General features: G+C 72.6%; 17 protein-coding genes. 7 read left to right on the top strand and 10 right to left on the bottom strand.

The features are described from left to right. Positions 1 to 277: 277 nt before the first annotated feature. Positions 278 to 949 carry a hypothetical protein gene (locus tag O7609_RS12120; RefSeq protein WP_269743574.1) on the top strand — a complete coding sequence of 224 codons (672 nt, stop codon included), beginning with the start codon at positions 278 to 280 and terminating at the stop codon, positions 947 to 949. A 50-nt stretch (positions 950 to 999) separates the two neighbouring features. On the opposite strand, the gene O7609_RS12115 is transcribed toward O7609_RS12120, so the two are convergent. Beyond that, positions 1,000 to 2,061, bottom strand: a complete 1,062-nt coding sequence (locus tag O7609_RS12115) for a helix-turn-helix transcriptional regulator (protein WP_269736920.1) — start codon at positions 2,059 to 2,061, stop codon at positions 1,000 to 1,002. A 410-nt stretch (positions 2,062 to 2,471) separates the two neighbouring features. Between O7609_RS12115 and O7609_RS12110 the strand changes: the two genes are divergently transcribed. Next, positions 2,472 to 2,981 (top strand): RNA polymerase sigma factor, encoded by a 510-nt coding sequence (locus tag O7609_RS12110; protein WP_269736921.1) that lies wholly within the window; start codon positions 2,472 to 2,474, stop codon positions 2,979 to 2,981. Here the strand turns inward: O7609_RS12110 and O7609_RS12105 are convergent. The 9 genes from O7609_RS12105 to O7609_RS12065 form a co-directional block, all read right to left on the bottom strand. After that, positions 2,963 to 3,829: a 4'-phosphopantetheinyl transferase superfamily protein gene (locus O7609_RS12105; protein WP_269736922.1), complete on the bottom strand. Its 867-nt coding sequence runs from the start codon at positions 3,827 to 3,829 to the stop codon at positions 2,963 to 2,965. The genes O7609_RS12110 and O7609_RS12105 overlap by 19 nt on opposite strands. Then, a complete protein-coding gene (locus O7609_RS12100; protein WP_269743573.1) occupies positions 3,823 to 5,001 on the bottom strand; it encodes a hypothetical protein in 1,179 nt (392 codons plus the stop codon). Before O7609_RS12100 ends, O7609_RS12105 begins: the two co-directional genes overlap by 7 nt. Next, positions 4,994 to 7,381: an anthranilate synthase component I gene (locus O7609_RS12095; RefSeq protein WP_269743572.1), complete on the bottom strand. Its 2,388-nt coding sequence runs from the start codon at positions 7,379 to 7,381 to the stop codon at positions 4,994 to 4,996. Before O7609_RS12095 ends, O7609_RS12100 begins: the two co-directional genes overlap by 8 nt. A gap of 1 nt (position 7,382) precedes the next feature. Then, positions 7,383 to 8,975 (bottom strand): AMP-binding protein, encoded by a 1,593-nt coding sequence (locus O7609_RS12090; protein ID WP_269736925.1) that lies wholly within the window; start codon positions 8,973 to 8,975, stop codon positions 7,383 to 7,385. A 204-nt stretch (positions 8,976 to 9,179) separates the two neighbouring features. Beyond that, a complete protein-coding gene (locus tag O7609_RS12085; RefSeq protein WP_269743571.1) occupies positions 9,180 to 10,385 on the bottom strand; it encodes an SDR family oxidoreductase in 1,206 nt (401 codons plus the stop codon). After that, positions 10,382 to 11,620 carry an alpha/beta fold hydrolase gene (locus O7609_RS12080; RefSeq protein ID WP_269736927.1) on the bottom strand — a complete coding sequence of 413 codons (1,239 nt, stop codon included), beginning with the start codon at positions 11,618 to 11,620 and terminating at the stop codon, positions 10,382 to 10,384. The genes O7609_RS12085 and O7609_RS12080 overlap by 4 nt, the downstream gene beginning before the upstream one ends. Before the next feature lie 15 nt (positions 11,621 to 11,635). Further along, positions 11,636 to 13,204 carry a class I adenylate-forming enzyme family protein gene (locus tag O7609_RS12075; protein WP_269736928.1) on the bottom strand — a complete coding sequence of 523 codons (1,569 nt, stop codon included), beginning with the start codon at positions 13,202 to 13,204 and terminating at the stop codon, positions 11,636 to 11,638. Then, complete coding sequence (locus O7609_RS12070; protein ID WP_269736929.1) at positions 13,204 to 13,446, bottom strand: acyl carrier protein; 243 nt, start codon at positions 13,444 to 13,446, stop codon at positions 13,204 to 13,206. The genes O7609_RS12075 and O7609_RS12070 overlap by 1 nt, the downstream gene beginning before the upstream one ends. Next, a complete protein-coding gene (locus tag O7609_RS12065; protein WP_269736930.1) occupies positions 13,443 to 14,531 on the bottom strand; it encodes a hypothetical protein in 1,089 nt (362 codons plus the stop codon). Before O7609_RS12065 ends, O7609_RS12070 begins: the two co-directional genes overlap by 4 nt. A 361-nt stretch (positions 14,532 to 14,892) precedes the next feature. Here O7609_RS12065 and O7609_RS12060 point away from each other — a divergent pair, with 361 nt between their 5' ends. Genes O7609_RS12060 through paaD form a run of 5 tightly spaced genes read left to right on the top strand, consistent with a single transcriptional unit; the run spans position 14,893 to position 19,756 of the window. Beyond that, positions 14,893 to 17,127, top strand: a complete 2,235-nt coding sequence (locus tag O7609_RS12060; RefSeq protein WP_269736931.1) for an MMPL family transporter — start codon at positions 14,893 to 14,895, stop codon at positions 17,125 to 17,127. Between the two features lie 29 nt (positions 17,128 to 17,156). Further along, entirely contained in the window at positions 17,157 to 18,170 is a 1,014-nt protein-coding gene (gene paaA, locus O7609_RS12055; RefSeq protein WP_443072247.1) for a 1,2-phenylacetyl-CoA epoxidase subunit PaaA, read from the top strand. Further along, positions 18,167 to 18,478 carry a 1,2-phenylacetyl-CoA epoxidase subunit PaaB gene (gene paaB, locus O7609_RS12050; RefSeq protein ID WP_269736932.1) on the top strand — a complete coding sequence of 104 codons (312 nt, stop codon included), beginning with the start codon at positions 18,167 to 18,169 and terminating at the stop codon, positions 18,476 to 18,478. Before paaA ends, paaB begins: the two co-directional genes overlap by 4 nt. Then, entirely contained in the window at positions 18,462 to 19,259 is a 798-nt protein-coding gene (paaC, locus tag O7609_RS12045) for a 1,2-phenylacetyl-CoA epoxidase subunit PaaC (RefSeq protein ID WP_269736933.1), read from the top strand. The genes paaB and paaC overlap by 17 nt, the downstream gene beginning before the upstream one ends. Further along, the gene (paaD, locus tag O7609_RS12040; protein ID WP_269736934.1) at positions 19,256 to 19,756 is read left to right on the top strand and encodes a 1,2-phenylacetyl-CoA epoxidase subunit PaaD; all 501 of its coding nucleotides are present in this window, start codon (positions 19,256 to 19,258) and stop codon (positions 19,754 to 19,756) included. The genes paaC and paaD overlap by 4 nt, the downstream gene beginning before the upstream one ends. Positions 19,757 to 19,770 lie beyond the last annotated feature (14 nt).

Below are 19,770 nucleotides of genomic sequence, written 5' to 3'. Positions count from 1 at the left end.
TGTTCTCCCTCTTGGTACTGGTGATCCCTTCGAAGGAAAGCCCTCCTGGACGGAGTATGTCGGCCCCACGGGTGGCTCCGACTATCCGTCCCACGTGGAGCGAGGAGACCTCTCCCGTTGTGCACTGACTCTCCCCGACGGGACTATCGCAGAGTTCGAGGCTTCCGTGGCCTGGGATTTTGGTCCGTACCGGCCAAAATCTATGGACGCCAATTGGTACAGCGGGACGACCCCTATCGGGCCCGGCCTCAGCGGTTGGACGGAGCTGAGGCGTGGTGTGGTTCTGCTGCCTGATGAGTGCTCGAAGGCGTTTCCAACGAAGGGCGAACCCGTACAGGTGACGCTCGAGTTGCAGAGAGCAACCTACCCGGGTGGCCCCAGTATGCGGACGCGCCAGGACATGGCAAAAGCTCTTATGGCCTACGCCTCCACCATGGCAGATCTTGGCGGCTGCGGCACGGAGGACTTCCGGTTGACTGGCGAGGTTCCGGATAACCCTTCGCCAGAGTTTCTCCCGAACGAAGACCACTGCACACTGCCTGGATTTGTCGCGACCCGGCCTGTGGACAGCGGCCTGGAACTGGAACAGACAGTGGTGGGCAGCGCCTCAGACAGTTGGAGCTGTGTCGTGGGCCGGGAACTCGATGGCGAGCAGCCCGAGTCCGCCGTCGCGTTCGTTCTCACCACACACCAGCAGGCCCTCGACAGGTATGACCGCGCAACGCATCGCGACAACGAGAACACCCGGGCGGAGCTGGTGACGTGTGCCGGGAAGGAGTATCTGGCGATCATGGCCTTCGGGGCCGTCCGGGCCGATGACCCGGCGCCTGAGATGAAGCAGGGTCAGAAGCTTGCCGAGACGCGGCTGAAGCCGAAGGAGGAGCTGTACCAGGATTTCCTGGCCGCGGCGCGGCCGTCCCTCGGCTGTTCGGCGGCGCCGGGGCGGTGACCGGTTGGCCCGGAGGGCCCGAGGCTCTCCGGGCGCGAGGTCGGGTCGGGCTACGCCTGGGCGGAGCGGAAGAGGGGGCGGTCGGCCGTTGAGGGGGCGCCGGTGCCGTGCCCCGGCGCCTGGCGTGGCTCCGGCAGCTGGGTGAGGTGCCGGGGGCGGGGCGTGACCGGCAGCATCCCGTGATGGGCGGCGCGGGCACCGGCCGCGAAGCGGCTGGTGGCGCCGAGCCGTTGCATCAGGTCGGCGATCAATCGGCTCGCGGTGCGCGGTGACACCCCGAGGGTGCGCGCGATGGCCTCGTCCTTCATGCCGTCGGCCAGCAGTCGTGCCAGGACGTGGTGTTCGTCGGACAGCCCGGACGGGGGAAGACCCGCCTCCGGGGTGTAGGGGGCCGCTTCGCGCCAGGTGTGCTCGAACACCGCGGAGAACGCGGCCACGAGCGGTGCGCCGCGGATGACGAGCGGGCGGCTGAGCGGTTCCTCCTCGTCCGGGGCGGGCAGCACGGCGAAGTCGGAGTCGATGATCATCACGTTGAGCGGGATGACCGAAGCGATCCGCAGGTCCACGCCCGCCGCCGAGAGCTGGTCGAAGTCGTCTTGAACGGCGGGTGATCCGATCTCGCGGCGGAGCCGGATGGAGTGGATCCGGACGTCACGGTCGAACATCCGCTGCCGGAGCGGGGCGAGCCGGCGGCGTACCCGGGCGGGCAGCACACTCTCCGTGTAGGCGGTGCGCAGGGTGGAGCGTACCGAGTCGGCGACGTCGTACAGCGCCTGCACCATCTCGTCGCTGCTGCTGAGCGCGGTGACCTCGACGCGGGAGCGCGAGGTGCCGGCCGCCGGAAGGTAGACCTCCAGCAGGGACTCCATCGCCTCGTGGAGCCGCCGCGACTCCTCCAGGCTGCGGCGCGTGATGTCCTGCTGCCGACGGAGCATGCGCATCAGCGCGAACTCCGGATTCACCGGGACGACGCGGTCGTCCACCCCTTCCGGCCAGTTGACCAGTCCCAGCCGTCGGAGGGAGTCCCAGGTCGCGGTCGCCTCGGCAGGGGACAGGCCGAAACTCTTCGTCAGTTCCTCCGGGTGGGAGTCCCCCCGGTCTCGTAGCTCCATGTAAACCGCGAGCCGTGAGGCCTCGGACACTCTGGCTTCCGTGCCGGCTTCAACCTGTCTCACAGTGCAATCCCCCGTTGAATGTGCTGTGAAGCGGTGTCGCTGAACTCGTCGTGTGCGGGCTCAGAGTACGGCAGCGGCCCCTGGAACGCTCGGGTTTGTGAGCCATGCCCCCGTGAATGCAAGGAAGTTGTGACGATCGCAACCGTTCCGGCACCCGGGAGGTGTCGTCGGTGCGTCTGGCGAGAACGCGCCATGGCCGAATCCAGCCACGGCGAGTTATCCATCGCGTCATTCGCCCTCACTAGCGTGAGGGGTACGGGGGGCTGTGCGGTGGGTCGGGAATCCGGCCGCCATGCATATACCCCCTGCGGTTCACCAGAGGTAAATCGGACAGGCAAGGCGGGGGAATGAACGAGACAGGTACGGCCCAGTCCGTCACCAAGCTGATACTGGGCGCGCAGGCGGGGGACCGCCGCGCGCTGAACGATCTCCTGTTGCACATCACGCCGTTCGTGCGGCGCCTGTGCTCCTCGGTCGAGTCCGGGCACCGGGCCGAGGCGGTCCAGGAGTCGCTGCTGGCCGTGTTCCGTGGTCTGCACACCCTCAAGGAGCCCGCGGCCTTCTACGGCTGGGTGCGTGCCGTGACGGTGCGGGAGGCCGCGCGCACCGCGCGACGCGCGGGACAGGCCCCGACGGCCGAGCTGGTCGACCGGCCGTGTTCGGCGGATCCCTCGCTCGGCGTCGCGATCGCCGACGTGCTGGAGCGGCTGCCCTCGCACCAGCGGGACGTCCTCACCCTGCGGGCGGTCTACGGGCTGGAGGAGCGGGAGACGGCCCGGGTGCTGTCGTTGCCGGTCGGCACGGTGCGGTCCCGGCTGCACCGCGCCCGGCGCAGCTTTCAGGACGCCTGGCGCTGAACTCCGGCTGTCCCGGCCTGATCCGGACCGTGTTCCCGCGGGACCGCGGTCCAGGTCAGGACGGCGTCCTCCGCCCAGCGGGTGTGGACGTGGAGCACCGGCTCCGGCGCGCGGTGGGCCCAGGCGTGGAAGCCGCCGGGGACGGGCCGGATCGCTATCCCGAGCAGTGTGGTGGGACGCAGGGGCGGCGGGATCAGTCCGTACAGCGCCTTGAACGCGGACTCCTTCGCGGAGAAGAGCTCCCGCAGCCGGGGCTCGGACGCCGGGTCCGTTCCGTCCCCGTGTTCCGAGGTGAGACAGCGCAGTTCCTCGCCCCGGAGCACGAGGCGGCCCGCCGCCGGGGGCATCGGACGGCGCTCCAGGTCCACGCCGAGCGCGGCGCAGTGCTCGGCCGGGGCGGCCAGCGCGACGGCGACACCACCGGAGTGGGAGATCGACCCGACCGCGCCGTCGGGCAGCCGGGGCCGGACGCCGTCGGCCGCGCGGGGGAGCTCGATGGTGTCGCCGCCGGGCCACCCGGCCCGGTTCAGGGCCCGCCGCGCGGCGGCCCGGCCCGCGAGGAACTCCGCGGCCCTGGCCCGCGGCAGGGCGGCCCACAGCCGGTCCTCGGCCGGGCCGGCGGGGCGTAGCCCCGGCTCGGCCGCCCCGGCGAGACCCAGCGTGACCCGGGGCGCGCCGGGCCCCGGGCGGCCGGACCCGGGGTGGCCTGGCTCCGCCCCGCCCAGGCCGGGCGGGGCGGCCTCGACGGCCGGGCGCAGTGCGCGCAGCGCCCGCAGCACGCCCGAGCCGTCGTCGGACCATGGCTTCGCCGGTCCGACGGCGGCGGCGCCGTTCAGGCCGTTCAGCACTGCTCGCGCAGGGCGTCGGGCCAGTCGGACGGGTCGTCGCCGAGGTAGCCGCCCAGCCACTCGGCCCAGCGCTCCAGCCCGAAGGCCCAGCAGACGGAGAAGCCCGGCTGCCCGCCGAAAGCGATGTCGAAGCCCTTGCCGAAGTGCTGGTTGTGGTAGTTGAGCGAGGAGATCGCGACACCCGAGCCGTCCCCGGCCATCCGGCCCACCAGCTCGTACTTGACGTCCATGGCCGCCTGATACTGGGCCATCTGCGGGCGGGCCTTGGTGAAGAACGGGTCCGAGGCGGGCTGCACCTTGCAGGGCAGACCCAGGCCCTCGGCGAGGGCGATCAGCTCGTCCAGCGTCTGTGCGTGGAAGGCCCGGGCGCTCGGCCGGTCACCGATGTACACGATCTCGCGCATGCTGAACGACCAGCGGCGGGTCGGCGAGGTGTCCGCGACGGCCTTGCCCTCGTAGCGGCTGCACTGGCCGGTCGCCGTGACGGTCAGCGGCTCCTCCAGCCGAGCGCCCTGGAACCGTTCGAAGAGCCCCATGCACACGGCGGGCGCCAACGCGACCGGGCCGAACTCCAGTTCCGCCGCACGGCCGGGCAGATCGGTGGCCGTGCCGAAGCGGTCGAGTGCGTCCAGGTCGGGGCGTACGATACCGGCGGCGGTGATGTGCTGCGGGAAGTTGCCGGTGTAGCCCGCCTTCTCCAGCGTGGACCAGGGCAGCAGCGCGGGCACCGTGTACTCGTCGGCGCCGAGCCGCGCGGCGGTCTGCCCCAGCAGCCGTTCCAGGGCCCGGATCAGCAGGGCGTTCCGGGGGCCGCTGACGAACAGCCCCGGGCCGATGCGGCCGTCCGCGGGAGTGTCGCCGAGCGGCCCGGTGGGGGCGGGCCCCGAGGGCCGGGCCGCCAGGTCCCAACGGTCCAGACGGGTGCGCGCGGGCCGCTGCGCGGCGCCCGCGAACCGGCGGAACGCCTCGCCGAGCAGCCGCTCGACGCGGTCGGCGTGCCCGTCGTCGTCGGCGTCGAACTCGATGCTGGGCACGGCCTCCAGGCTGATCCGGCCCTCGCCGGTGCCGTCCAGGCAGTACCGGAGCATCGCGCTGAACTCGCGGCGGTCGTCCGGGTGCAGCTCACCGGGAGCCGTCCAGGTCCGCCGGACCGGGGCAGCGGTGTCAGTCATGGTTGCCAAACCTCTCTCCATCGGGCGCGGGCGCGCTGCCGGCGGGCTGGGGCCGCCGGGCGAGCCGGGCCAGGACATTGCCGATCAGCGTCTGTCCGTGGTCGTCGAACTGCGTCATCAGGGACTCGGGGTGGAACTGCACGCCCGCGAGCGGCCGGGTGTGATGCTCGAGGGCCATCGCCGCGCCGTCCGGGCAGCGGGCGGTCACCCGCAGCTCGGGCGGCAGGGTCGTGGCGTCGGCGATCAGCGAGTGGTACCGGCCGACGGAGAACCGTGGCGGCAGGCCGCGCAGCAGTGCCCCGCCGTCGTCCACGAGCGAGACCGTCGAGGACCTGCCGTGGAACGGGCGGTCCAGTACGGCGAGCCGCCCGCCGAGGTGCTCCACGATGGCCTGCATCCCGAGACAGACGCCGAACACCGGGATGCCGCGGTCCTCGGCGAGACGCAGAGTGCGGGCGGTGTCGTGGTCCTCGGGCCGGCCGGGGCCGGGCGACAGGACCAGCAGATCGGGAGCGACGTCCTCCACGAGGGAGGGGTCGAAGCCGCTGCGGTAGGTCGAGACCCGGGCACCGGCCTGCCGGAGATACGCGGCCAGGGTGTGCACGAAGGAGTCCTGGTGGTCCACGAGCAGCACCCGGGGCCGGTACCCGGAGCCGTCCGCGCCCGCTGCGGCGGCGGTGCGGCGCGTCCCGGCCGGGCTCCGGCGGGCGGTCCCGCCGGGCAGGGTGTCCGGTGCGGTGGCCGCCCCGGGGGCGGCTCCGTCGACGGCGGTGGTGCCGAGCACCTCAAGTAGCGCCAGCGCCTTCAGCTCGGTTTCCCGCTCCTCGGCCTCGGGAACCGACTCGTACAGCAGCGTGGCCCCGGTGCGGACCCGGGCGCGGCCGTCACGGAGCTGCACCGTGCGCAGCGTGAGCCCGGTGTCGAGGCTCCCGTCGAAGCCGACCCGGCCGACGGCACCGCCGTACCAGCGGCGCGGGGAGCGCTCGTGCTCCTCCAGGAAGGCGATCGCCGCGTGCTTGGGCGCGCCGGTGACGGTCACGGCCCACATGTGGCTGAGGAAGGCGTCCAGCGCGTCGCGTCCGTGCCGCAGCACCCCCTCGACGTGGTCGACGGTGTGGATGAGGGTCGCGTACATCTCCAGCTGACGCCGTCCGATGACGCGGACGGAACCGGGCTCGCACACGCGTGACTTGTCGTTGCGGTCCACGTCCGTGCACATGGTCAGCTCCGCCTCCTCCTTCTCGGAGGCGAGCAGCGCCTTGACCTGTTCGGCGTCCTCCAGCGCGTCCCGGCCCCGGGCGGCGGTGCCGCTGATGGGGGCCGACTCGACGCGCCAGCCGGTGCCGTCGGCCGTCGGGCGGGGGTGGACCCGGACGAACATCTCCGGTGAGGTGCCGACCAGATGCTCGCCCTCGCCGAGGTTCATCAGCATCTGGTACGGCGACGGGTTGCGGGTGCGCAGGGCCCGGAACAGGTCCGAGGGCAGGCAGCGCACGGGCCGGTCGAAGGTGCGGCTGGGCACCACCTCGAACAGGTCGCCGGCCCGGAACCGTTCCCGGGCGGTGCGCACCAGGTCCGCGTACTCGCCGGGTGCGTGGTCGGAGCCGTGCCCGCCGTCCGCTACCGGGCCGTTCCCGTCCGCCGGGTGCTCCCCCCACATCCGGAACGGGGCTGCGGGCGTCAGCCGCGGCAGTCCGTGGGTGCCGCGGCCCTCCGCCGTGAACTCGTAGGTGTGCCGCCAGGCGGTGCCCGCCACCGGATCGGTGACGGTCACGGCGTCCGGGAGATGCAGCACCAGATCGCGGTCCCGCACGGAGCGCCCGCTCTGCCGCGGCGGCACGGGGTCGAAGGCGAGCACGAGGTCGTAGCCGAAGGCGCCGTACAGCCCGAGGAAGTCGCCCGCGGGGCCGGAGAAGGCGTCGCGTACGGCGCGGACGAAGTCGAAGGCGCCGGGCCGCCGCGGCCGGTCCTCCTCGCTGAGCAGGTCCTGGCCGGGTGTCGTGCGCACCTGTCCGGTGAAGCCCGGGGTGTCGCCGGGGCCGCCGAGGCCGGCGATGTCGCGCAGGGGGCGCCGGGCCGCCGCGCGCAGGACGGGCAGCAGCACCTCGCCGCGTGCGTTGAGCGCCCGCACCTCGACCGTGCGCAGCCCGCGCACCACGATCTCGACGGGGGGATCGGTGTAGCCGACGGCGTGCCGCCGGTAGCGGTCGGGGGACTCGTAGTCGGAGCGGAGGACGGCGCCCCTGCGGGTGTCCAGCGCGTCCTCCAGTTCCCGCATGGCGGACGCGCCGTCGACGGGGGTGCGGACGCACTCGATCCGCACCCCCGCGTCCGTGGTCCACTCGCGGGGCAGCGGGACGGGCAGCGGATGGGTCGTCATCTCAGTTCAGCACCCCGTTCAGCGCGGGGATCGAGCCGTCGGTGAGCCCCGCGGCGAGCACGTTCCGCTTCACCTTCCAGGTGGCGGTGTGCGGCATGTGCTCCCAGGCGACGTGCACGGGGTCGGGCAGCGGGGGCAGGTCCGCGACGGCCGCCTTCCAGGCGGCGAGGTCCAGCGGCCGGTCCCGGCGGGTGCAGACGACGGGCCGCATGGTCTCGCCGACGCGGACGAAGACGGCCTCGGTCAGCTCCGTCATGGCCTCCAGGACGGTGTCCTCGGCGGAGAGCAGGCTCTCCAGCTCGTCCGTCTGGTCGAACTCCCGGTCCAGCAGGTGCACACAGCCCCAGCGGGTGCGGTAGCCGATGTCCTGGAGGTTCCACCAGCCGTCCTCGGACCGCTCGTCGTACAGCTCCTGCTGGCCGACGTAGGTGAGGGCGACGCCGGAGGACCTGGCCTGGATGTAGCCGTTGCGGGTGCCCTTGTCCTGCGGGCGGGGCCGGATGCGGGCCCGCGTCATACCGGGGAAGACGAAGCCGACGCAGCGGCCGTCCGCCTTGCGGAGGTTGCGTCGGGTGTAGATGCGCATGGTGACCGGGCCGGTCTCGGTCTGCCCGTAGGACTGGATGAACAGCGGGAGGCGCCGCTTGCTCGCCCCGAGCAGCGCGCGGATGCTGCGCGGGTGGATGGCGTCGAAGGTGCTCATGAAGATGCGCACCCGCTCGAAGGGGCCGTCGGGGATGCCGGCCAGCTCCTCCCAGTGCATGTACATGTTGGGGTGGGCCTCCACGCACCCCGGCCGGCACTCCGAGAGCACCTCGCGCACGCTGTCCACGTCGGCGTCGGCCAGCGGCGCGATGCCGATGCCGAGCTGGAGGGCGGTGGCCAGGGCCGCGTAGGTGCGCGCGTGCACGAAGGAGATGCACATGGCGAACGTCTCGCGGTAGCGCAGCAGCTTCGCCATCTGCGCCTGGGTGTTGATGGGCAGCTGAGTGCCGCGGCGCGCGGCGGCGACGAGTTTGGGCACGCCGGTGGTGCCGGAGGTGTGCGTGATCAGCGCCGGCATGTCTTCCGGGAGGTCCGGGTAGGGCGGGGCCTCGCCCGGTGCGGTCCGGGACACGGCGGGCAGGCCGGCGGCCTCGCCGTGGGTGAGCAGCACGGACGGAGCGTGGGCGCGCAGCGCGTCGAAGTGCTCTCCGGCGCGGGCCCGGGTGTCCGGGTCGGTGAGGAAGTGGGCGGGCTTCAGCCGGCTCATCATCGTCACCACGGTCGGCCACTCCAGGAAGGGCGCGAGCATGGCGGGCACGGCGCCGACGCGCCCGATGGCGCAGGCGAGGAAGAGGATGTCGGCGTTGTGGCTCTTGAAGACGGCGACGGTGTCGCCGGGGCGCACCCCCGCGGCGTACAGCCGTGCGGCGTACTCCTCCACGAGTTCGGCGACCTGCTGGTAGGTCGGACGCAGGCCCAGCTCGGGTGCGACGTCGAAGGGCCGGTCGAGGTAGAACAGCGACTCGGGGTACCGCTTGGCGGCCTGCTGGGTGATCAGGCCGAGCGAGAACAGCTTCCCGGGCTTCGGCAGATCGTCGGGCAGGGGCATGTGCGGTCTCCTCTCCGGGAGGGGACGGGAGACGGTGCGTCTCGGTCGGTGACGGCCGGTCCGCGACGGGCCTTCGGCCGGTTCCGGCCGGGTGTGCGGCGGGGCTGCGCCGGGTGTGCGGCGGCCGGGCGTGCTGTGCGGGCCGGTGCGGGGGCCGGGCGCCGACGGCGACGGGTGGGCCGCCGGCGCCCGGCCGGTGCGGGCTCAGCCGTGGGTGGCGGCCTTCTCCTGGCGGGCGGGCTGGTAGGCGAAGGCGGCGCGGGCGGGCGCGGAGCTGCGGCCGTCCGCCTCGATGCGGTCCAGGTACCACCGGACGAACCGGCGGATCTCCGCGCGGTCGATGGGGAAGCGCTGGCTGCCCTCGCCGCAGACGGACTCGGTGTTCGTCTGGTCGAAGGTCTTCCCGTTGATCATGTAGGAGGCGTAGAACTGGATGCCCTCGTCGAGCTTCAGGTCGATCGCGGTCAGCAGACCCCGGTTGGAGACGAAGCGCGGCGTGCGCAGTCCGGTGAGTTCGAAGATCTCCTCGATGACCTCGCCGACGGTCGGCGAACCTCCGTTGTTGAGGTGGTAGACGGTGCTCAGCGCACCCTCGAGCCCGATGGCGACGGCGTTCCGGGCCACCAGGTCGACGGGGACGAGATCGCACTCGATCTGCGGGTCGGCGATGATCGGCACCTGCCGGTGCTGCAGCAGGTTCCCGAACTCCTTCTCCACGGCGCGGCGGAAGCGCAGCACGGAGGAGACGAAGCCGTACATGCCGGTGAAGCTGGTGGCGGCTCCGGTCCCGCCGTGGCCGATGACGATGGACGGGCGCAGGACGCGCCACGGCAGCCCGGAGGCGGCGACCTCCTGTTCGCCGATGGTCTTCGTGAACTCGTAGACGTTGTTGGCCGACTCGGTGTCGCCGGGGAACTCCTCCCGCATCAGGCCGGTGCGCTTGCCCGCCACGTAGGCGGTGCTGACGTGGTTGAACACCGGCCGGCCGAGGGCCTTGGCGAGCGCCAGCACGTTGCGGGTGCCGGTCACGTTCATGAGGTTGATCTCTTCGGCGTGCCGGTCCTCGTACTTGAGGGAGGCGGCGACGTGCCAGACGGTACCGGGAGCGGTGCCGTCGGCGGCGTCCCGGAACCGGTCGGCGGCCTCGGGCAGCGCGTCGTCCGTCATGTCCCCGGCGACGGCACGGGACCGCTCCAGGATGGAGGGCAGCAGGTCGGGGACGCCGTACAGCTCGGCCGCGTGGCCGAGGGCGTCGTGTAGCCGGCGCGTGGCGGCGGCGTCGTCCTCGCCGCGCACGAGGCACACCAGGCGGTCGGAGGTCCGCTGGAGCAGTTCCAGCGCGAGGGCGCCACCGACGAAGCCGGTCGCGCCGGTGATGACGTGGGTCGCGGGCGCGGTCGTGGAGGTCACGGTGCGGTCTCCTGGGTGGCGGTGGTGAGCACGGGGTCGTGGTCGGCGCGCAGGTGGTCGGCGATGGTGCGCAGGCTCTCGAAGACGTCCGGCGGAACGTCCATGTCCCACTCGACGGAGAGCCGCTCCTCGATCCGGCCGAGGAGCAGGGTGAACGCCCAGGACTCCAGCCCGATGCTGTTCAGCGGCGTTTCGGCGAGCCCCGTCGCGGGCAGGTCGGCCCGGTCGGCGACGACTTCGCGCAGCAGCGCGCAGAGTTCGGCGAGCAGCGGGTCGTCATCGCCGTCGGACGGCGCCGGGGCGGCGTCGCCGCCGGTGGCGGACGTGGCCCCGGGAGTGCCGGGCCCCGAGGGCGCGGCACCGGTCTGCGGCGCGACGGTGGCCTCCCTGGCCGCCAGCTCGTCGAGGAAGCGCTGGACGCGGGCCTGGAAGCCGTCGCCGTCCTCCATGTACGGGAGATGGCCGACGTCGCGCAGCCACACGACCTCGGAGTCCTCGATGAGGCGTCCGGCCTCCTCGGCGTAGGCCTCGTTCCACATCTCGTCCTTGTCACCGAGCAGCAGCAGAGTCGGCTGCTTGATGCGGGCCAGCTCCTCGGGACCGTCGACGACCTGGGTGGCGCACCTGAGGTTGGTGAGCATCGGGTCCGGCGGGTGGATGGCCGTGAAGGCCGACCGCAGGCCGAGGTAGCCGGGCGCGCCCATCTCGCGCATCGCCGCCTCGCTGAAGACGACGGAGTACAGGTGGTCCCACAGCGCCTGGGTGCCGCCCAGCTCCAGGGAGTTGATGCAGGCCCGCTCGGTGGCGCGGCGCCGGATGCCGTCGGACGGTGTGCAGGAGGGGCCGGTGAGGATCAGCCCGTCGACGCGCTCGGGGTAGCGGGCGGCGAAGTCCCTGCAGATGAAGCCGGAGGCGGAGGTGCCGACGAGGTGGGTGCGCTCGATGCCGAGGCCGTCGAGCAGCGCGCGCAGATCCTCGACGTGATCGTCCCAGGTCATGTCCGGGCACACCGAGGAAGCGCCCTGGTTCCGGAGATCGTAGGTGAGGACCCGGTTCCGCTTCGCCAGCTCGGCGGTGAAGTTCCGCCACATCGGCGCGATGATGAAGAAGTTGTTGACCAGGGTGAGGTGCGGTCCCTCCTCGCCCTGGATCTCGTAGTACAGCTCGACGTCGTCGGAGACACGGAGCGTGCGCTCCGCCGTATAGCGCAGGTCGAGGGTCGGTGCGCTGGTCATAGCCTTCCTTCCGGTTCAGGCACGCAGGAGCTTCTTGAGGATCTTTCCGGCGGGGTTGCGGGGCACCTCGTCGATGAACTCCACGTGCCGGGGGCGCTTGTAGGGCGCCAGGCGCTCGGCGAGATGGGCCGTCAGCTCGGCACGGGTGACGCGCTGTCCCCCGGCCTCGCTGCCGCTCCCGGCGCCGGCGCCGTCCGTGGCGCCCTCCGGCCCGGTGACGACGTAGGCGAGCGGCACCTCGCCGTAGTCCGGGTCCGGGACGCCGATCACCGCCGCGTCCCGCACCAGCGGATGGGTGCGCAGCGCGCGCTCGATCTCGGCGGGGTAGACGTTCTGCCCGGCGCGCAGGATCAGGTCCTTGCACCGGTCGACGAGGTGGATGCGCCCCTCGTCGTCGACGAAGCCGAGGTCGCCGGTGCGGATCCAGCCCTCGGTGGTGATCTCCTCGGTGGCGGCCGGGTTGTTCCAGTAGCCGCGCATCAGCCCTGGACCGCGCACGGTGACCTCGCCGACGGCGCCACGCGGCAGCTCGCCGCCCTCCGGGTCGAGCACCCGCGCCGACATGCCGGGGATGACCCGCCCGGCGGGCAGCACCTCGGGCAGCTCCGGGCCGTCGCCGGGCACGGGGTGCTCGTCCGGGCCGAGGGTGACGAACGGGCCGCCCACCTCCGTCATGCCGTACACGTGCCGGAAGCCGCACCCGAGCCGCTCCGCGGCCTCCGCGTACAGCTCGACGGGCATCGGCGCCGCCCCGTACAGCACCTCCCGCACGGAGGAGAGGTCGGTGCTCGTCACGCCCTTGCTGCGCAGCAGGAACCGCAGCATCTGCGGGACGAGCCAGAGGTGCGTGGCGCGATGCTCCTCGACCGCCGCGAGTGCCCGCTGCGGGGTGAAGCCCGGCAGCAGCACGATGGTGGCGCCCGCGGCCATGTACGTGAGGCTGATCGTCATGCTGCCGTGGTAGAGCGGGCAGCAGTTGAGCAGCACCATGCCGTCCGGTGCCGCCGAGGAGGCCAGCCAGCCGAGCGAGATCCCGCGGAACGAGCCGTGGTCGACGGTCACGCCCTTCGCCCGCCCGGTGGTGGCCGACGTGTGCAGGATCGCGGCGAGGTCGCTGTCGGCCACGTCCGGGAACCGGAAGGCGTCCCCGCCATCCGCGCCCGCCGCCTCGCCGTCCGCCGCCGGTGCCGTCAGCTCCGCGTACTCCGCTCCGTCCACCGCGATGCGCAGCCGCACGGGCAGCTCGGGGTGGCGCTCCAGCAGCGCGGCCTCACCGAGGATCACGCCGACGCCGGTGCGCCGCACCATGCCGCCCACCTCGTCGGCCGTCAGGCTGTGGTTGAGCGGCACGAACAGCGCGCCGAGGCGGGCCAGTGCGAAGTACGCCTCCAGCACCTCGATCCGGTCCACGGAGAGTACGGCGACACGGTCGCCCCGGGAGACGCCGAGCGCGGCGAGGCCGCGGGCCAGGCGTGCCGTGCGGTCATCGAACTCCGCCCAGGTCACCGAGCGTTCGGCGTCGATGACGGCCGTGCGGTCGGGGAAGCACTGCCGGTTGCGGTGCAGGATCTGGGTGAGCCACATCAGGCGGCTCCCTCTGCCGCGCCGCGGGTGGCGATGAGGCGTTCGTAGTCGGAGATGGAGGACAGCTCGTCCATGTCCTCCGCCGTGACCTCGACGCCGGTGCGCTCCTCGATGAGCAGGACGAGGCGGACCAGGTCCCCCGAGTCGACGCCGCTCGCGCTGAGGTCGGCGTCGTCCGCGATCTCCCCGCCGAACTCCGCCACGCCGGTCAGTTCGACGAGCATTTCCCGTACGGTGCTCATGCGTTGCCTTTCGCTGTGGTGCCGCTGAAGGTGTTGTCCCAGGACCCGTCTCCGACGGGGCAGTCGTGCGTGGCCAGCGGGCTGCCCGCCGGCACGGACCAGGGCAGGAACCGGCTCGGGACGGAACCGGCACAGAAGTCGTCGAACTCCTCGTGGGGCGGCCGGTGCCGCTCCGAGAGGACCGCGAAGACCGGATCGACGGGCTTGAAGACGCCGTCCTCGTCCAGCACCTCGCACCAGGCGTGCTCCGCGTCCAGCACGCCCAGATACCGGCCGCGGCGGGTGCGGGTGGTGAGCCCGTCCGCCTCCGCGCGGCGCTGGAGTTCCAGGGCGCAGACCGTGCAGTCCATGATTCCCAGCCGCTCGGTCTCGGCCCGGTCCGTCCGCAGCCGCGGGTGCATCCACTGGAAGCGGTAGCGCGTGCCGCGCAGCTCCTCCCGCAGGTCCTCGAAGTGCCGCCGGGCGGTGGCCGACAGCAGCCGCGAGCGCGATCCGGAGGTGGTGACGCGGCCGGTCAGCCGCACCGACGCGGCACCGCGCACCACGAGATCGCCGTCCTCGCGGACGGCGGGCTGCTCGCACTCCAGCTCGTCCAGCCTGCCGCCGAAGACCTCCGGCGTGGGCACGGTGACGCGCCAGGTGCCGCCGGGACACTCCGGCTCACGGCAGCGCAGCCGCCAGTCCAGCGTCCAGTGCCGCGTCGGGGTCCACGTGTCGGGGCTGCCCGAGGCGAAACGGAGCATCATGCGCTGCCCGGCCAGCGGGACGCTGGTGGCGGCCCCGGAGTAGAGCGCCACGTTCGCCAGGTCGTGGTAGTCGAAGCGCAGGTCCTCGCCGGAGCCCGCGTGGGTCAGACCGTGCGCCGCCAGCTCGTCGAGCAGCTCGTTCGCGCAGCCGAGAAGGGCGCGCGCCTCGTCCCGGCCCACGCACAGCTCCCGGTACCGGTCCGGCATCGGCACCAGGTCGCGCAGCGCCGCCAGCCAGGGCCGCAGCCTGCGGTCCTCGGCGGACTCCGCCCCGTTGCCCTCGGCGCTCTCCCCCTCCCGGGGCGGCGCGGCGGCGCGTGCGCGGACGTCAGAAGCCATGGTGGCGCGGTCCTTCCTGGCGGGACATCGGGTGGCTGGCCGCATCGGCGCCATGTCGACGGCGCTCGGGCGGCACGGAATCCGGTGCGGCGGAGGTGGGTGGTACGTCGGTGAGTGCTGCTGAGGTGTGGTTGGTGTTCATGGTGGTTCAAAGACGGCCCGGGGCCGCTGCGCCGAAGCGGCGCGCACCCAGAAGAGAGTGCGAGGACGGCCCCGGCAATCCCTCGCCGCACGAAAACGCGGTGTGGCGTACTCCACAGCCGCGCCGGGGATTGGGCGGGCCTCCCGCGACCTCCTCACCCACGGGGGTGTCACTCCCTCAGTCTCGTCATCAGCCCCCGCGCGAAAGGAAGTTCGCGAAGTGTTCGCAAGACTGTTGCACCTGCTGGAGAGGGGCCCGCGGCGTCTGCTGTGGACGGTCGGACTTCTCGCGCTCGTCTGCCTGGCGGGCGGCGGGGCCCAGATGACCTCCATGACCATGGGTGTGGACGACTACGACGACGCCGAGTCCGCGGCCGTCCGGGTTCTGGAGGACGTGGAGCAGGCCACCGGGGCCAACCTCGAACAGGGCTACGTCGTCCTCGTCGAGCTGGACGAGCCCGTGGACCCGGCGAGCGCCCAGCGCCCCGAGCGGCTGGAGCGCGCGGTCGAACTGATCGAGAGCCGGCCCGAGGTCGCCGAGGTCATGGACTTCGCCTCGGCGCAGAACCCCGCGATGGTGCGGGAGGACGGCCGGAGCACCTACTTCGTCGCCACCGTCGGCGGGTTCGAGCCGGGTGACGCGGTCACCAAGGCCGTCACCGCGACCCAGGACGCCATCGAGGCCGACGAGGCGCTGGCCGACAGCATCACCCTCGGCGGCCCGACCACCTCGAACGTCGAGGCCAGCGCCATCTCCAGCGAGGACCTGGGCATGGCCGAGGCCGTGGCCTTCCCGATCCTGCTGATCCTGCTGCTCTTCATCTTCCGCGGCGTGATCGCGGCACTCATCCCCCTGGGCGGCGCCCTCGTCTCCATCGCCATCGCCCTGGGCACCCTGGGCGCGGTGATGACCGTCGTCGACCTCTCGGTCTTCGCCCTCAACCTGGTGATGGCGCTCGGTATCGGCCTCTCCATCGACTTCAGCCTGCTGATCATCTCCCGCTTCCGCGAGGAGCTCCGGGGCGGCCACGGCACGCAGGAGGCCCTCGGCCGGACCCTGCGCACCGCCGGCCGCACCGTCCTGTACAGCGGTCTCACCGTCGCGGTCGCGCTCGCCTCGCTGCTCGTCTTCCCGCAGCGGTTCCTCTACACCATGGGCGTCGCCGGCATCGCCACCTCCCTGGGCGCGCTGCTCTTCGCGCTGGTCGGGCTGCCGGCCCTGCTCGCCGTACTGGGCGGGCGCATCAACAAGTGGGCCCCCAAGAGCTGGCAGCGGTCCCAGGAGCAGGGCGCGGCCAACGCGTCCGGCGGTCGCTGGTACCGCTTCTCGCACGGCGTGATGCGCCGCCCGATCAGCGCAGCGTTCGGCGCGGGCGCGGTGCTCGTCGTCATGGCGCTGCCCGTCCTCGGCATCAACTTCACCGGCATCGACTCCGCCTCGATGCCCGAGGACTCCGACGCCGGCCGGGTGTACGCCACGCTGGAGCAGGACTTCCCCGGCTCGTTGCAGTCGCCCGTCCACCTCATCTCCGAGGCGCCCCAGGACGCGGGCGAGCGGCTCACCGGTTACGGCGAGGAGCTGGCCCGGCTCGACGGCGTCGCCGCCGTCACCCCGCCGCGCGCGCTCGGCGAGGGGCTGTGGGAGACCCAGGTGGCGCTCGAGGACGCGCCGCTCTCGCTGGAGGCCCAGGACACCCTGGAGGCGATCAAGGGCGTCGACGCACCCTTCCCGACGGTGCCGACCGGCAACACCGCGCTCTACGACGCGATGATGGCCAGCCTGGGTGACCATCTCCCGCTGAGCATCGCCCTGATGTCGATCACCACGCTGCTCATCCTGTTCGCGATGACCGGCTCGGTGGTGCTCCCCCTCAAGGCCGTCGTCACCAACCTGCTCACCCTCGCCAGCACCTTCGGTCTGCTGATCTTCGTCTTCCAGGACGGCCACCTGGAGGGCCTGTTCGACTTCACCAGCCAGGGCGCGCTCCAGCCGACGATGCTCATCATCCTGCTGGCCGTCGCCCTCGCCATGTCCACCGACTACACCGTCTTCCTGTTCTCCCGGATCAAGGAGGGCGTGGACAGCGGACTGCCGGACCGCGAGGCCATCGCCTCCGGCCTGGAGAAGGTCGGCCGCACGGTCACCCTGGCCGCCGTCCTCTTCTGCATCCCCATGGGCGCGCTGGTCCTCTCCCGGCTGATCTTCATCAAGCAGCTGGGCTTCGGCACGGCCGCCTCCGTCATCATCGACGCCACGCTGGTGCGCGCGCTGCTGGTGCCCTCGCTGATGGCGCTGTTCGGCAAGGCCAACTGGTGGGCGCCCGGGCCGCTGCGCCGCTTCCACGAGCGGTTCCTGAGCGGTCTCCAGGAGCGTGACGAGCCGGCCGCGCCTGCCGCCGGGCCCACCGAGGACGGCCGGGAGCCGGCCGCCGCCGGGCAGGGGACCGGCCGGTGACCGCCGCCTCGGCCGGACCGGCCGCCGACATCCCGGCCGCTTCGGCCACGACGGACGCCGTCGGTCCCGGGCTCGTCGAACGTCTGGAGCGCCGCTTCGAGGAGCTGCTGCGCGACGACGAACGGATCGAGCCGCACGACTGGATGCCCGACGGCTACCGGCGGATGCTCGTACGGCAGATCGCGCAGCACGCCCACTCCGAGATCATCGGCATGCAGCCGGAGGGCTCCTGGATCACCCGTGCCCCCTCACTGCGGCGCAAGGCCGTACTGCTGGCCAAGGTGCAGGACGAGGCCGGCCACGGGCTCTACCTCTACGCCGCCGCCCAGACCCTGGGCGTCAGCCGCGCCGAGCTGCTGGAGGCCCTGCACAGCGGCCGTCAGCGCTACTCGGGGACGTTCAACCACCCGGCGCTCACCTGGGCGGACACCGGAGCCATCGCCTGGCTGACGGACGGCGCCGCCGTCGTCAACCAGGTGCCGCTGTGCCGCGCCTCCTACGGGCCCTACGCCCGGGCCATGCTGCGCATCTGCCAGGAGGAGACCTTCCACGTGCGCCAGGGCTACGACTCCCTGCGCGCGCTGTGCGAGGGCACGCCCGAGCAGCGGCAGATGGCCCAGGACGCGGTGAACCGCTGGTGGCTGCCCGCCGTGGCGCTGATGTTCGGCCCGCCCGACACACCGGGGAGCGGGGACCGCACCGCCGCCTTCGGCGCGGCGCACACCCGCCGGGCCATCGCCTGGGGGATCAAGCGGCACCCCAACGACGAACTGCGGCAGCGCTTCGTCGACATCTGTGTGCCGCAGGCCGAGGAGCTGGGGCTGAGCCTGCCCGATCCCGCCATCCGCTGGAACCCGGAGCGCGGGCACCACGACTTCACGCCCGTCGACTGGGGGCAGTACCGCGATGTCCTCGCGGAGAACTCCCAGTGCTCCCGGCAGCGGCTGGCCCACCGGGTCGCCGCGCACGAGGACGGCGCCTGGGTGCGGGAGGCCGCCGCCGCCGGCGACGCGAAGAAGCAGAGCAGGGGGAGAGCGGAATGAGCACACACCCGACCACCGCGGCGGAGACGCCGTGGGAGGTCTTCCTCAGAAGCCGCCGCGGTCTGGGACACCAGCACGTCGGCTCGGTGCTGGGCGCCGACGCGGAGCTGGCCATGGCCAACGCCCGCGATCTGTACACCCGGCGTGGGGAGCCGGCGTCGATCTGGGTGGTCCGCTCCACGGACGTCCACGCCACCTCGCCGGACGAGAAGGAGCCGATGTTCAGCAACGGCGTGGGCAAGCCCTACCGGCTCTCCGAGCAGTACGCGGTCCCGGCCGGCGGGGGTGACCATGACCACGGCGACTGAGATCACCGCTGCCGGCCCCGCCGTCGGCTCTCCGGAGAGCGACACCGCCCGGTACGCGCTGGCCCTCGGCGACGACGCCCTGATCCTCTGCCAGCGGCTCTCCGCATGGGTGACCCGGGCGCCGTCCATCGAGGAGGACCTGGCGCTGTCGAACATCGCGCTCGATCTGCTGGGTCACGCCCGCACCCTGCTGTCGTACTGCGCCGAACTGACGGGCCGGGGCGACGAGGACACGCTCGCGTTCACCCGCACGGACCGGCAGTTCCGCAACGTGCTGCTGGCCGAGATCCCGAACGGGGACTTCGCCGTCACCATCGCGCGGCAGCTCTGCCTGGCGCACCACGCCAGGCTGCTGTACACCGCGCTCTCCGCATCCCGGGACCCCGTGCTCGCGGGGTTCGCCGGGAAGGCCGTCCAGGAGTCCGCCTACCACTGCACACACGCCGGGCAGTGGACGGTGCGGCTCGGCACCGGCACCGAGGAGAGCCGCCGCCGGATGCGGGCGGGTCTGGAGCAGGTCTGGCCGTACACCGCCGAACTGTTCGAGACGGACGAGGCGACGGCGCGGCTCGCCGCGTCCGGTGTGGCCGTCGACCCCGCGGGGCTGCGGGAGGAGTGGGACACGGCCGTCGGCGACGTGCTCACCCGGGCGGGGCTCCCCCGGCCGGAACCCTCCTGGCACGCGCGCGGCGGCCGGGACGGCCTGCACACCGAGGCGTTCGGGCCGCTGCTGGCCGAACTCCAGGCGGTGCACCGGCAGTACCCCGGAGGCAACTGGTGACGGCGGTGCACGAGCGGCTGACCCTCGAACGGGTGCGGGAGCGCGTGGACGCCGTGCCCGATCCGGAGCTCCCGCTGATCACGCTCGGGGACCTGGGTGTGGTACGCGCGGTGACCGAGGCTCCTGACGGAGCCGTCGAGGTCACCGTCACGCCCACCTACACCGGATGCCCCGCTCTGGACGTCATCGAGGCGGAGATCCGGGCCGAGCTCGCCCGCTGCGGGCATGCGGACGGACGGGTCCGGAGCGTCCTGTCACCGGCCTGGACCACCGACCGGATCACGGCGGAGGGCAGACGGAAGCTCGCGGAGAACGGCATCTCACCCCCGGGCAGCCGGTCGGCACCGCTGGAGGTGCGGATCGGCACCGGCGCGGCGTGCCCGCACTGCGGGTCGACGGCCACCCGGCCGCAGAGCCCGTTCGGTGTGACGCGCTGTCAGTCCCTGCTGGCCTGCACCGGTTGCGGGGAGTCCTTCGGCCATATGAAGGCGATATGACACCACGAGACGGA

Origin of the sequence: Streptomyces sp. WMMC1477, assembly GCF_027460245.1 — a bacterium.
In the GTDB taxonomy this organism is placed as follows: domain Bacteria; phylum Actinomycetota; class Actinomycetes; order Streptomycetales; family Streptomycetaceae; genus Streptomyces.
Note: the sequence above shows the minus strand (reverse complement) of the source record. Positions and strands in the feature narration are given on the sequence as shown.